Below are 11,586 nucleotides of genomic sequence, written 5' to 3' on the forward strand. Positions count from 1 at the left end.
CGGGGGCGATGGGAAAATGAAAAGGCCGGGATAATCCCGGCCTTTCATCATTAACCCAGCAGTTTGCGCATCAGGCTGTCGCGATCCAGGCTCTCGGCCTCGCTCGCGCGGCGCGCGCGATATTCGTAAGTGCCGGCAGCCAGGCCGCGTTCGGATACGACGATGCGATGCGGCACGCCGATCAGTTCCATGTCCGCGAACATCGCGCCGGGACGCAGGCCGCGGTCATCGAGCGCCGCGTCCAAGCCGGCCCCGCGCAGGCTTTCCAGCAGTTCGCCTGCCGCCGCCGCGACGGTCTCGTCGCCCTTCGGATTGATCACGCAGACCACTACCTGCCACGGCGCCATCGCCTCGGACCAGATGATGCCGGCGTCGTCGTGATTCTGCTCGATCGCCGCAGCGACGATCCGCGAGATACCAATGCCGTAGCAGCCCATCGTCATCGCCGCGGCCTTGCCATTCTCATCCAGCACCGTGGCATTCAATGCCTGGGCGTACTGGCGACCCAGCTGGAATACATGGCCCACTTCGATGCCGCGGGCGATTTTCAGCTCGCCGCCGTCGCGTGCGCGGTCACCGGCGCGCACATTGCGGATATCGGCGATCTCCGGCTCCGGCAGGTCACGTCCCCAGTTGACGCCGGCCAGATGGAAGCCGGCCTCGTTGGCCCCGACGACGAAATCGGCCAGTGCAGCGACTTCCGGATCGGCGATGACGCGGATGCCTTTGCTCGGCGCCACCGGCCCCAGGAAACCGGGAATGCTGCCGAGGTAATCGGCGATCTCCGCTTCGCTGGCGAACCGCTGGTCGGCCAGCCCGGCGACCTTGGACAGTTTGATTTCATTGACCTCGTGGTCGCCACGGACCAGGGCCAGCACGAAGCCTTCGGCGGTCATCAACGCCACCGACTTCACCGTGCGCTGCAAGGGGAGGCCCAGCAGCGCAGCCACGTCTTCGCAGGTTTTCTGCGTGGGCGTTTCCACTTTGCGCAGGGACTCGCTCGCCGCTGCGCGTGCAGCAGGTTCGGCCGCGATGGCGGCTTCCATGTTGGCGGCGTAGTCCGAGCCGGTAGAGAACACCAGCGCGTCCTCGCCGGAATCGGCGATGACGTGGAACTCCTGCGACGCGTCGCCCCCGATGGCGCCGGAGTCGGCCTGCACCATGCGGAAATCCAGTCCGAGTCGGGTGAAGATGCGGGTGTAGGCCGCCTTCATGTTCTCGTACTCGCGCACCAGGTCGGCGTCATGCAGATGGAAGGAATAGGCATCCTTCATCAGAAACTCGCGCGCGCGCATCACGCCGAAACGCGGGCGGATCTCATCGCGGAACTTGGTCTGCACCTGATAGAAATTGACCGGCAGCTGCTTGTAGCTGGCCAGCTCCTGCCGCGCGAAATCGGTGATCGCTTCCTCGGCGGTGGGGCTGTAGCAGAACTCCTGCTCCTTGCGGTCCTTGATCTTCAGCAGCTGCGGGCCGAACTTTTCCCAGCGGCCGGTGGCCTCCCACAGCTCGCGCGGCTGGATGGTGGGGATCTGCAGTTCGACCGCACCGGCACGATCCATTTCCTCGCGCACGATGCGCTCGACCTTGCGCAGCACGCGCAGGCCCAGCGGCGACCAGGTGTACAGGCCGGAGGCGAGCTTGCGGATCATCCCCGCGCGCAGCATCAGCCGGTGGCTGGTCAGCTCGGCGTCGCTGGGGGTTTCCTTGGTGGTGTGCAGGTGGAACTGGGACAGGCGCATCGTCGGCATCATCTAACGGCGGAAGCCGTTATTCTGCCAGCCCGGCGCCTGCCGTGGGGATCGGCCCGTGCTCAGGCCTGCGGACAGTAGGCCTTTGCGGCGGCTTCGGCGAGGGCGCGTTGGTTCTGGCGCTGGGTATCGTCCAGCGGGCTGTCCGCCTTGCCATCGCCGTCGGTGTCCTGCATGACCGCGCCGCTGCCATCGAGCAGGGCCAGGTTCGCGCGCGCCGTGGCGCACTGCGGGGCAACCGGGGTTTCCGCCGGTGCAGCGCTGGCGGGCACACGGCTTCCGGGATCGCCGGTGATCTGACGGGTTTCAAACTTCTTGCCCGGCGGCGGATTCTCCGAATACTGGGTTACCCCGTTGGCATCCTTCCATTTATAGACCTGGCCAGCCAGGGCGGGGGACGTGGCCAGCAGCAGGAAACTCAAGCAGATCAGGGTACGCATGACGACTCCGGGCCGGGCTGGCGGGAAAGCGTGATTGCAGCACTGCCGCCGTCGGCTGGCAAGTCGATTAAACTCGGGGCATGGATCCCATTACCCCCCCGCCCCGCTCGCGCAGCATCTACCTGCTGCCCAATCTGTTCACCACGGCGGGCCTGTTTGCTGGCTTCTACGCCATCATCGCCGCCGCCAACGGTGATTTCGTCTACGCCAGCATCGCGGTGTTCGTCGCGGCGATCATGGATGGGCTGGATGGCCGGGTCGCCCGGCTCACCGGTACCAGCAGTGAGTTCGGCGTCCAATACGATTCGCTGGCCGACCTTGTCAGTTTCGGCATGGCACCCGCGCTGGTGATGTACCACTGGTCGCTGTCGTCGTTGAAGTTCGACGGGGAACTGCTGGGGCGGGTCGGCTGGGCGGTCGCCTTCCTGTACGCCGCATGCGCAGCGCTGCGGCTGGCACGCTTCAATACCCAGGTGGCCGTGGTCGACAAGCGCTGGTTCGTCGGCCTCGCCAGCCCGGCTGCGGCGGGCCTGATGATGTCGTTTGTCTGGGCATTTGCCGATGGGCAGCTCGGCTGGAGTGGCGATCAGCTGCGTTACGTTGCCTTGGGCGTGACGCTGGTCGCGGCTCTGCTGATGGTCAGCCGCATCCGCTTCTGGAGCTTCAAGGGCGGTGGCGCGAAGGGCCCCCGTGCTGACCGTGTGCCGTTCCTGGTACTTGCGCTGTTGCCGATCGGCATCGCAATCGCGGTGATCGACCTGCCCCGCGTATTGTTTGCGGTCGGCATCATTTACGCGCTGTCAGGTCCGGTGATGTGGGCCCTGCAGCGCCTGCGCAAGCGTTCGGACGCAGCGTGAGCGGGGGCGCGTCGGCCGTGTGGACGCCTGCCCAGCAAGCCTGGCTGCAGGCGATGGGTTACACGGTGCTGCACGACAGTGCACTGGCCGTGGCATTGGAGGCTGTTGCCGCTACCCATGCCGACGTCAGCGACGGTCCACGACCGCCGCAGCTGTCCGACGACGCCGTCCGCATCAGCGTGGCGCCCATGGCGGCGCCGCCCCGGCGTGCACCGCCCGCGCCAACGGACGAATCTGCCGATGGCAAGCCACGCCCACCGCCGCGGCCCCGACCGGCTGCTCCGGTTGCTCAGGTAGCGCAAGAACCCATCGCGCCCGGGAGCGTGGCCGGCAAGCCCCGCCAGCCCGCCGTACGCCTGCCTGATCGCCTGCAGATGGCGCTGCTGCGTGCCTCCGGCTGCAATCCCAACGACCCGGCGACGCAGGCCTTGATGGAAAGCTGGCCGCTGGACACCCTGCGCGGCAATGCGGCGGCCAAGCGCGCGCTGTGGCCGCAGTTGCGCGCTCTGCGCCGGAAGCCGGTCGCATGAGCGCGTTGCTCAACCCCGGACGCGCCAGCCTGCGTGCGCTGCGCGAGAGTGATCTCAATGCGGTCATGGCGATCGAGGTGCGGGGCTACCCCTACCCGTGGACGCGCGGCATCTTCCTGGACTGCCTGCGCGCCGGCTATCCGGGGCTGGCGTTGGAGGAGGATGGGTTGCTGATGGGCTATGCGCTGTTGAGCATCGCCGCCGACGAGGCGCACCTGCTGAACATCTGTGTGGATCCATTGAGCCAGACCGGTGGCCGGGGGCGCTTGCTGCTGCGGGCCATCGTCGGCCTGGCGCGCGACCGCGGCGTGCGCCGCGTGTTTCTGGAAGTGCGGCCGTCCAACGCACCGGCGCTGGCGCTGTACCACAGCGAAGGCTTCAACGAGATCGGTCGGCGCCCGCGTTATTACCCCGCCGCAGAGGGGCGCGAAGACGCGCTGGTGATGGCCATCGAGATAGTGGCCGATGACATCGACACGATGCCGCCGTTGTAACAGGCAGGGTCGGAGAATGGAGCCGGTTGGTAGAGCCGACCGGTAAAGCCGACTTCAGTCGGCTGACGTTGACTACCAGCCGACTGAAGTCGGCTCTACCACGGTCAATCGCCGCGCCGAGCCATGCACGGCGAGCGCAGCGGCCCACCCGAGGCCGCGTGACGGCCAGCGGCCGTCACGCCGCCAGCGCCTTACAGCTTGGCGCGCTGCTCCTGCAGCCCGGCCAGCTGCGTGGCCCATTCGACCAGGCGCACACGCTCCTGTTCGACCACCGCAGCGGGCACCTTGTCGGTGAATTTCGACAGCTTCACTTCGCTCTTTTCTTTCTCGGCCTGCACGCGCACAAGTTCCTTGTCCAGGCGCGCGCGCTCCGCATCCAGGTCCACCAGACCTTCCAACGGCACCAGCAGCTTCAGCCCGCCGACGATGGCCGCCGCTGCAGGCGGGGCCGATTCATCGGCAGCCAGCCACTGGATGGTCTCCAGTTTCAGCAGGAAGGACAACGACGCGGCGAAACGTTCGATGCGCACACGGTCCTGTTCCAGCCCGGCCTGCAGCCGCAGCGGCACCAGCTTCGACGGTGCGACGTTGAGCTCGCTGCGCACGCGGCGCACGGCGCTGATGACGGCCTTCAGCCATTCCACATCGGCCTCGGCCTGGGCGAAATCACCCGCGAACTCATCCGCCGTGGGGTAGGGGCGCAGGGACAACGAATCCCCGGCGATGCCCAGGCGCGGCGCGACCTGCTGCCACAGTTGTTCGGTGATGAACGGCGTCAACGGGTGCAGCAAGCGCAGCAGCGCTTCGAGTACGTACAGCACGGTGTGGCGGGTGCTGTCTGCATCCGCGATGTCGGCACCGTTCAATGCCGGCTTGCTCAGCTCCAGGAACCAATCGCAGAATTCATTCCAGGCGAACTCGTACAGGCACTGCGCCAGCAGATCGAAACGGTAGGCCGCGAAGTGGCCATGCGCTTCTGCGGTGGTGGCAGCCAGGCGTGCGAGGATCCAGCGCTCGGCATCGGTGCGCGGCTTGGGCGCACCGGAGAACGAGGCGCCTTCGGTGTTCATCAGGGCGAAGCGGCTGGCGTTCCACAGCTTGTTGCAGAAGTTCTTGTAGCCCTCGGCACGGTTCATGTCGAACTTGATGTCGCGGCCGTGGGTCGCCAACGCGGCGATGGTGAAGCGCAGTGCATCGGCGCCGTGGGCGGCGATACCCTCCGGGAATTCCTTGCGCGTGGCCTTGCCGATCTTCTCGATCATCTTCGGCTGCATCAGGCCACCGGTACGCTTGGCTACCAGGTCGTCGATGGAAATGCCGTCGATGATGTCCAGCGGGTCCAGCACGTTGCCCTTGGACTTGGACATCTTCTGGCCCTGGCCGTCGCGGATCAGGCCGGTGAAGTAGACGTCCTTGAACGGCACCTTGCCGGTCAGGTTGTCGGTGGCCATGATCATGCGGGCCACCCAGAAGAAGATGATGTCGAAGCCGGTGACCAGCACCGACGACGGCAGGTAGCGGTCAAAGCCGCGCTCGGCCATCGCCTGTTCGTTCGGCCAGCCCAGCGTGGAGAATGGCCACAGCTGCGAGGAGAACCAGGTCTCCAGCACATCGCTTTCCTGGTGCAGTGCCACGTCGGCGCCCAGCCCATTCGCCGCACGCACTTCTGCTTCATCGCGGCCCACGTAGCAGGCGCCGGCGTCGTCGAACCACGCCGGGATGCGGTGGCCCCACCAGAGCTGGCGGCTGATGCACCAGTCCTGGATGTTGGTCATCCAGTGGCGGTAGGTGTTGATCCAGTTCGGCGGCACGAAGCCGATCGCACCGCTCTCCACAAGCTCCAGGCCACGCCGCGCCAGTTCGTCCATCTTCACGAACCACTGGTCGGTCAGGTACGGCTCGATCACCTGGTTGGTGCGGTCGCCACGCGGTACCTGCAGTTTGTGCGCCTTGGTCTCGACCAGGATCGCCAGGTCTTCCAGTTCGCCCAGCACGGCCTTGCGCGCGTCGTAGCGATCCAGTCCGCGGAAGCGTTCCGGTGCGTTCTCGTTGATCGCGGCCACCGGGGTGAACAGATTGATCATCGGCAGGTTGTGGCGCAGGCCGACCTGGTAATCGTTGAAATCGTGCGCCGGCGTGACCTTGACCACGCCGGTACCGAACGCGCGGTCCACGTAGTCATCGCCGATCACCGGCACGCTGCGGCCGGTCAGCGGCAGGGTGACGCTGCGACCGATCAGGTGCAGGTAACGCGCGTCTTCGGGGTGCACCATCACCGCGGTGTCGCCCAGCAGCGTTTCCGGACGCGTGGTGGCGACCACCAGGTAATCGCGGGTTTCGCGCAGGGTTTCGACGCCATCGGCGTCGCGTTCGACGTGCTCGTAGGTCAGCCCGTCGTCGAGCTTGTAGGCGATCGACCAGAGGAAACCGTCTTCCTCGGCGCTCTCCACTTCAAGATCGGAGATGGCGGTCTTCAGCACCGGATCCCAGTTGACCAGACGCTGTCCGCGGTAGATCAGTCCCTGTTCGTGCCAGCGCACGAAGGCTTCGATCACCGCCTGCGACGGCTGCGGGTCCATGGTGAAGGTGCTGCGTGACCAGTCGGCGGACGTGCCCAGGCGGCGCATCTGCCGTTCGATGGTGTCACCGGACTGCTGCTTCCACTCCCACACTTTGCCGATGAAGCCTTCGCGACCCAGCGAGTCACGGGTTTCACCCTTGCCTTCCTGCGCCAGGTTGCGGCTGACCACCATCTCGGTGGCGATGCCCGCATGGTCGGTACCCACCTGCCACAGCGTGTCGTAGCCGCGCATGCGGTGGTAGCGCACCAGGGCATCCATCAGGGTCTGCTGGAAGGCGTGGCCCATGTGCAGCGTGCCGGTGACGTTCGGCGGCGGCAACAGGATGGTGTACGGCTCGCCCTTGCCCGACGGCTTGAAGTGGCCAGCCTTTTCCCAGGCATCGTAGGTGTCCTTTTCAAAGGACGTCGGGTCGTAGCTGGAGTCGAGTCGGGTCATGCGGGGCAACCAGAAGATGTTCGGGGGAGGATCAGGGCGAGCGGCCGGCGCATCAAGGGCAGCGCCGGGCCGGTGCCCGGTTTACATATCGTGCTTGGACAGCTCGTAACCGGCGTCCTTGTACTGCCGCCACCGCTCGCGCAGGGGCTCACGCGCGTCCGGATCGGCCGGAACCACTTCCAGCACACGGTCGCATTCGCCCATCCACGGCGTATCGCGCAGGTTGATCACCAGCGGGCGCACCGGCTCTTCGCCACCGGGCACCGCGATCAGCACCAGCGCTTCTTCTTCGTCCATGTCTTCGCCGGCGATCTGGTGCGGGATGTAGGCCTCGGCATCGAAGGACCACAGCAGCTCGTCCAGTTCTTCGGCCTGGGCCTGGTCACGCGCCAGTACCAGGGTGAACAGCCCGGCGTCGTTGGCCTTGCGCGCCAGCTCGCAGACCAGGCGCAGGGGCTCGGTCAGGAAGCGGGGCTTGGCGATCAGGTAGAAATCAGCGCGGGGCATGGCGGCATCCGGGTGGCAGGCGAAGGCCCGGCACGGGCCGGGCGATGTCATGGCCGGCACAGGGCCGGCCACAGAGACAACAGTGGATCAGGCGCGGGCCGCCTGGTCCAGCAGCCACTGGCTCAGCAGGCCGACCGGGCGGCCGGTGGCCATGCCGCGCTTGCCTTCATCGCTGGCGACGCCGGCGATGTCCAGGTGGGCCCAGCGCTGGCCTTCGGTAAAGCGCGCCAGGAAGCAGCCAGCGGTGATCGCACCGGCCCAGCGTCCGCCAATGTTGTAGACGTCGGCAAAGCTGGAATCCAGCATCGGCTGGTATTCATCCCACAACGGCAGGCGCCAGGCGCGGTCGAACACATGCTCACCGGCGGCCAGCAGCTCGTTGGCCAGGTCGTCGTGCTTGGTCATCAGGCCAGCGGTCTGATGGCCCAGGGCGACGAGGCAGGCACCGGTCAGGGTGGCCACATCGACCAGCGCCTGCGGCTCGAAGCGCTGCGCGTAGGTCAGCGCGTCGCACAGGATCAGGCGACCTTCGGCGTCGGTGTTGCCGACTTCGATGGTCTTGCCCGACATCGAGGTGATGACGTCGGACGGGCGGTAGGCGTTGCCGTCGATGGCGTTTTCGACCGCCGGCACCACCACCACCAGGTTCAGCGGCAGCTGCGCCTTCACCGTGGCGACGAAGGTGCCGATGACGTTGGCGCCACCGCACATGTCGAACTTCATTTCTTCGATGCCGCCCTGGGTCTTCAGGTTGACGCCACCGGTATCGAAGGTGATGCCCTTGCCGACCAGCACGTAGGGCTTGGCATCGCCGCCGTTGTTCCACTTCAGCACCACCAGCCTGGGCCGGTTGGCCGAGCCGCGGGCCACGGCCAGCAGCGAGCCCATGCCGAGCGCTTCCATCTGCGTCTCGTCCAGGATCTCGGCCTCGGCACCGTCGTGCTCACCGGCGAACTTCACTGCCACGTCAGCCAGATGGGCGGGGTTGCAGAAGTTCGGCGGCAGGTTGCCCAGCTCACGGGCGAACTCCACGCCGCTGGCGATGGCACGGCCCTGCAGCAGGGCCGTTTCGTCGCTGCCGGCGATGGCCAGCTGCTGCAGGCCGGCCTCTTCGGCCTTCTTCTTGCCGAAGGTGGCGGTATAGCGGTAGCTGGCGTGATCAGCCGCGATGATGGCCTGGCGGATCGCCCAGGCGGCGTCGCGGTCTTTCACCGGCAGATCGACCAGGGTGAACAGCGCACTGCGGCTGGCGCCGGTCTTCAGCGCGCGCACCGCGTCGCCGATGGCCTTCAGGTACTGCGGCACGCCGAAGCGGGCCGCCTCGCCGAGGCCGACCACCAGCACGCGCGGCGCAGTGACGCCCGGCAGGTCGTGCAGCAGGGTGGTGGCGCCGGTCTTGCCGGACAGGTCGCCGCGCTGGGCAAGGGCTGCCAGGCGACCGCCACTGGCAGCGTCAAGCGCCTGTGCGGTGGGCGACAGGGTATGGTCGGCATAGGCGCCGATGACCACGCAGTCCACCGCAGCGGAGGTGGGCGAGGAGTGGTTCAGGGTGAATTCGAGGGCCATTGATCAGATTCCGTAGGCAAATCCGTACAATCGCGGACCGTTTACGTCCAGCCGTTAGACTGGGCGGACCCGCGAACGAACCTGAGAGTTTAAACCACGGCCCATGTTGAAGCTCGACCGATACCTATTGGGCGATTTCGTCCAGAGTTTCCTGGCCACCCTGATCGTCCTGCTGGTTGTCAGCGTGGGCGGTGTACTGGTGGATATCCTCGGCAACATCGCCGATGGCCGCCTGCCGGCCCGCCTGCTGTTTTCCCAGCTGGGCCTGCAGTTCATCGTCTACATGCCGCTGATCCTGCCACTGGCGCTGATGCTGGGCCTGCTGCTGGCGGTGGCCCGGCTATACCGCGATTCGGAGATGGCCGTCATCACCGCCATCGGCGTCGGTCCGCAGCGGCTGCTCAAGCCCCTGCTGATGCTGGTGCTGCCGGTGGTGGGCATCATCGGCGCGTGTTCGTTGTGGCTGGGCCCCTGGGCCGACCGTACCGGCGAGCAGATGATCGATGACGCCAACCGCAGCGTGCTGATGGCCGGGCTGGAGGCGGGCCGTTTCACCAACCTGTCCAACGGCGGGGTGGTGTACCTGTCCTCGATCTCGCCCGACGGCACCACGCTGGGGCGGGTGTTCATCAACCGCGCCCGTGAGGGTCGGGTTGAAGTGGTGTCGGCCGCGAGTGGTCGGCTGTACTTCGAAGGCAAGGAACGGCGCTACCTGCAGCTGAACGATGGTCACCAGATCGAGGGGCCGGCCGACGGAGGAAAGGGATACCGGCTGGCCACGTTCGCCCGCAACGACGTGGCGATGCCCGATGGGGCGCAGACCCGCCAGTCGAATGATCCCGAACTGTTGCCGACCAGCCAGCTGATCGGCGATGAGCGGCCGGCCGCCAAGGCCCAGCTGCACTCGCGCATCGCCCCGCCGCTGATCGCCCTGGCGTTCGCGCTGATGACCGTGCCGCTGGCCCGCAGCTCACCGCGGCAGCAGCGCTACGGGCGGATGATGCTGGCGTTCCTGGCCTACATGGTGGGCATGAACCTGATGTTCATCGGCACCGGTTGGATAGCCGATGGCAAGATTCCCAATGGGCTTGGCCTGTGGTGGCTGACCCTGCCGCTACTGGCGCTGGCGATCTGGATGTACCTGCGTGACGGACGCCTGTCACGCCCGAAGAGAGTGTCCGCATGATCCCGCGCCCGATGCGTTTCGATTATTACCTGGGGCGTGCGGTGTTCGGCACCGTGCTGCTCACCTGGGCGGTGCTGATAGGGCTGGACGTGGTGATGGCGTTCTCCGGCGAGTTCAAGGACGTCGGCAAGAACGGCTACACCCTGGGCCATGCCGCCGCGTGGGTGCTGTATACCGTGCCGCGGCGCGCCTATACGTTCTTCCCGACCGCGGCGGTGATCGGCTCGCTGATGGGGCTGGGCCAGCTGGCCGCCACGTCCGAGTTGACTGCTCTGCGGGCGCTCGGCCTGTCGCGTCGTCGTCTCAGCCTTTCGGTCGCGGTGGCCTTGTCGCTGCTCACCGGTGCGATGGTGCTCAGTGGCGAGACGCTGGCGCCGTGGGCGCAGGAGCGTGCGGACAACATCCGCATGAGTGCCAAGCGTGGCGGTGACATGTCGGTCGCCCGCTACGCCGGCGTCTGGGCGCGGGAGGGCGACACGTTCCTCAACGCGCAGGGCGGCGAGGAGCAGCTGGTCGAGGGTGGTGGCACGCGGTTGGTGCTGCACGATGTCCGCATGTACCGCATCGGTCCGGAAGGCGAGATCGTGTCGCTGACCCATGCGGCCACCGCCGAGCATGATGCCTCCGGTTGGGTGCTGACCCAGGTACGCCGCGACGTCTTCGGTGATCGGTCGTTGCAGCGCGAAGAAGTACCGCGGGAGAAATGGGATTCGCAGTTGGATGCCGCCGCACTGGCGACCGGCATTTCGCGTCCGCGCAACCTGCGCGCGGCCGACCTGCGTACCAGCATCGAATACCGGGAACGCAACGGGCTGGATGCGCGCGATTACGAGGATGTGTACTGGAGCCGCTGGTTCTATCCGGTGAACGTGCTGGCGCTGTGCCTGGCGGCTGTACCGTTTGCGTTCGGTTCGCTGCGCAGCGGTGGCATGGGCAAGCGGTTGTTCCTCGGGATCCTGTTCGCTTTGGGTTTCTGGCTGCTGCAGCTGTTCTTCGGCCGCATGGCCGGCGCGCTGAAGTTTGATTACCGGGTCGCCTACGCGTTGCCACCGATCCTGATGCTGGGCATTTCCGCGATGCTGTTCCGGCGCAAGTCGGGCTGAGGTTGTTTGCTTGCCGGGCTGCGCCCGGCACCTGCCGAAGCAACGGCAACAGCAACGGCAACGGCTGCAGGACTGCTTGGGGGTGGGGCGGGGTGGGTTTGCGGGGGACGGCAACAGCCGCATCCATGCGGGCCT

The 11,586-nt window shown here is 66.6% G+C and carries 10 protein-coding genes; 5 read left to right on the top strand and 5 right to left on the bottom strand.

The features are described from left to right. Positions 1–50 precede the first annotated feature (50 nt). Both IFT58_RS16975 and IFT58_RS16980 read right to left on the bottom strand, forming a co-directional pair. Positions 51–1,742, bottom strand: coding sequence for a proline--tRNA ligase (locus IFT58_RS16975; protein WP_192096265.1), 1,692 nt, complete (start codon positions 1,740–1,742; stop codon positions 51–53). A gap of 71 nt (positions 1,743–1,813) precedes the next feature. Then, positions 1,814–2,191 (bottom strand): DUF4124 domain-containing protein, encoded by a 378-nt coding sequence (locus tag IFT58_RS16980; RefSeq protein WP_188326015.1) that lies wholly within the window; start codon positions 2,189–2,191, stop codon positions 1,814–1,816. Positions 2,192–2,271: 80 nt separating this feature from the next. On the opposite strand from IFT58_RS16980, the gene pssA reads away from it, so the two are divergent. From pssA to rimI, 3 genes are read left to right on the top strand one after another with little or no spacing between them, the layout of a single operon-like run. Further along, positions 2,272–3,048 (top strand): CDP-diacylglycerol--serine O-phosphatidyltransferase, encoded by a 777-nt coding sequence (gene pssA / locus IFT58_RS16985; RefSeq protein WP_188326016.1) that lies wholly within the window; start codon positions 2,272–2,274, stop codon positions 3,046–3,048. A gap of 53 nt (positions 3,049–3,101) precedes the next feature. Next, complete coding sequence (locus IFT58_RS16990) at positions 3,102–3,578, top strand: hypothetical protein (RefSeq protein WP_192096282.1); 477 nt, start codon at positions 3,102–3,104, stop codon at positions 3,576–3,578. Next, a complete protein-coding gene (rimI, locus tag IFT58_RS16995) occupies positions 3,575–4,072 on the top strand; it encodes a ribosomal protein S18-alanine N-acetyltransferase (RefSeq protein ID WP_192081145.1) in 498 nt (165 codons plus the stop codon). The genes IFT58_RS16990 and rimI overlap by 4 nt, the downstream gene beginning before the upstream one ends. A 191-nt stretch (positions 4,073–4,263) precedes the next feature. Here the strand turns inward: rimI and IFT58_RS17000 are convergent, their stop codons facing one another. The 3 genes from IFT58_RS17000 to IFT58_RS17010 form a co-directional block, all read right to left on the bottom strand. Continuing rightward, complete coding sequence (locus IFT58_RS17000; protein ID WP_192096269.1) at positions 4,264–7,089, bottom strand: valine--tRNA ligase; 2,826 nt, start codon at positions 7,087–7,089, stop codon at positions 4,264–4,266. 81 nt (positions 7,090–7,170) lie between these two features. After that, positions 7,171–7,596: a DNA polymerase III subunit chi gene (locus IFT58_RS17005; RefSeq protein WP_188326020.1), complete on the bottom strand. Its 426-nt coding sequence runs from the start codon at positions 7,594–7,596 to the stop codon at positions 7,171–7,173. Between the two features lie 87 nt (positions 7,597–7,683). Next, positions 7,684–9,162 carry a leucyl aminopeptidase gene (locus IFT58_RS17010; protein WP_192096271.1) on the bottom strand — a complete coding sequence of 493 codons (1,479 nt, stop codon included), beginning with the start codon at positions 9,160–9,162 and terminating at the stop codon, positions 7,684–7,686. A gap of 103 nt (positions 9,163–9,265) precedes the next feature. Here IFT58_RS17010 and lptF point away from each other — a divergent pair, with 103 nt between their 5' ends. Next, positions 9,266–10,348, top strand: a complete 1,083-nt coding sequence (lptF, locus tag IFT58_RS17015) for an LPS export ABC transporter permease LptF (protein ID WP_192096273.1) — start codon at positions 9,266–9,268, stop codon at positions 10,346–10,348. After that, complete coding sequence (lptG, locus tag IFT58_RS17020; protein WP_192096275.1) at positions 10,345–11,451, top strand: LPS export ABC transporter permease LptG; 1,107 nt, start codon at positions 10,345–10,347, stop codon at positions 11,449–11,451. Before lptF ends, lptG begins: the two co-directional genes overlap by 4 nt. Positions 11,452–11,586 lie beyond the last annotated feature (135 nt).

It is taken from the genome of Stenotrophomonas sp. CFBP 13718, from assembly GCF_014842145.1.
Classification (GTDB): Bacteria; Pseudomonadota; Gammaproteobacteria; order Xanthomonadales; family Xanthomonadaceae; genus Stenotrophomonas.

Coding starts and splice junctions, on each gene's coding strand:
- IFT58_RS16975 (WP_192096265.1), bottom strand. CDS start 1,742: ATGCGCCTGTCCCAGTTCCACCTGCACACCACCAAGGAAACCCCCAGC.
- IFT58_RS16980 (WP_188326015.1), bottom strand. CDS start 2,191: ATGCGTACCCTGATCTGCTTGAGTTTCCTGCTGCTGGCCACGTCCCCC.
- pssA (WP_188326016.1), top strand. CDS start 2,272: ATGGATCCCATTACCCCCCCGCCCCGCTCGCGCAGCATCTACCTGCTG.
- IFT58_RS16990 (WP_192096282.1), top strand. CDS start 3,102: ATGGGTTACACGGTGCTGCACGACAGTGCACTGGCCGTGGCATTGGAG.
- rimI (WP_192081145.1), top strand. CDS start 3,575: ATGAGCGCGTTGCTCAACCCCGGACGCGCCAGCCTGCGTGCGCTGCGC.
- IFT58_RS17000 (WP_192096269.1), bottom strand. CDS start 7,089: ATGACCCGACTCGACTCCAGCTACGACCCGACGTCCTTTGAAAAGGAC.
- IFT58_RS17005 (WP_188326020.1), bottom strand. CDS start 7,596: ATGCCCCGCGCTGATTTCTACCTGATCGCCAAGCCCCGCTTCCTGACC.
- IFT58_RS17010 (WP_192096271.1), bottom strand. CDS start 9,162: ATGGCCCTCGAATTCACCCTGAACCACTCCTCGCCCACCTCCGCTGCG.
- lptF (WP_192096273.1), top strand. CDS start 9,266: ATGTTGAAGCTCGACCGATACCTATTGGGCGATTTCGTCCAGAGTTTC.
- lptG (WP_192096275.1), top strand. CDS start 10,345: ATGATCCCGCGCCCGATGCGTTTCGATTATTACCTGGGGCGTGCGGTG.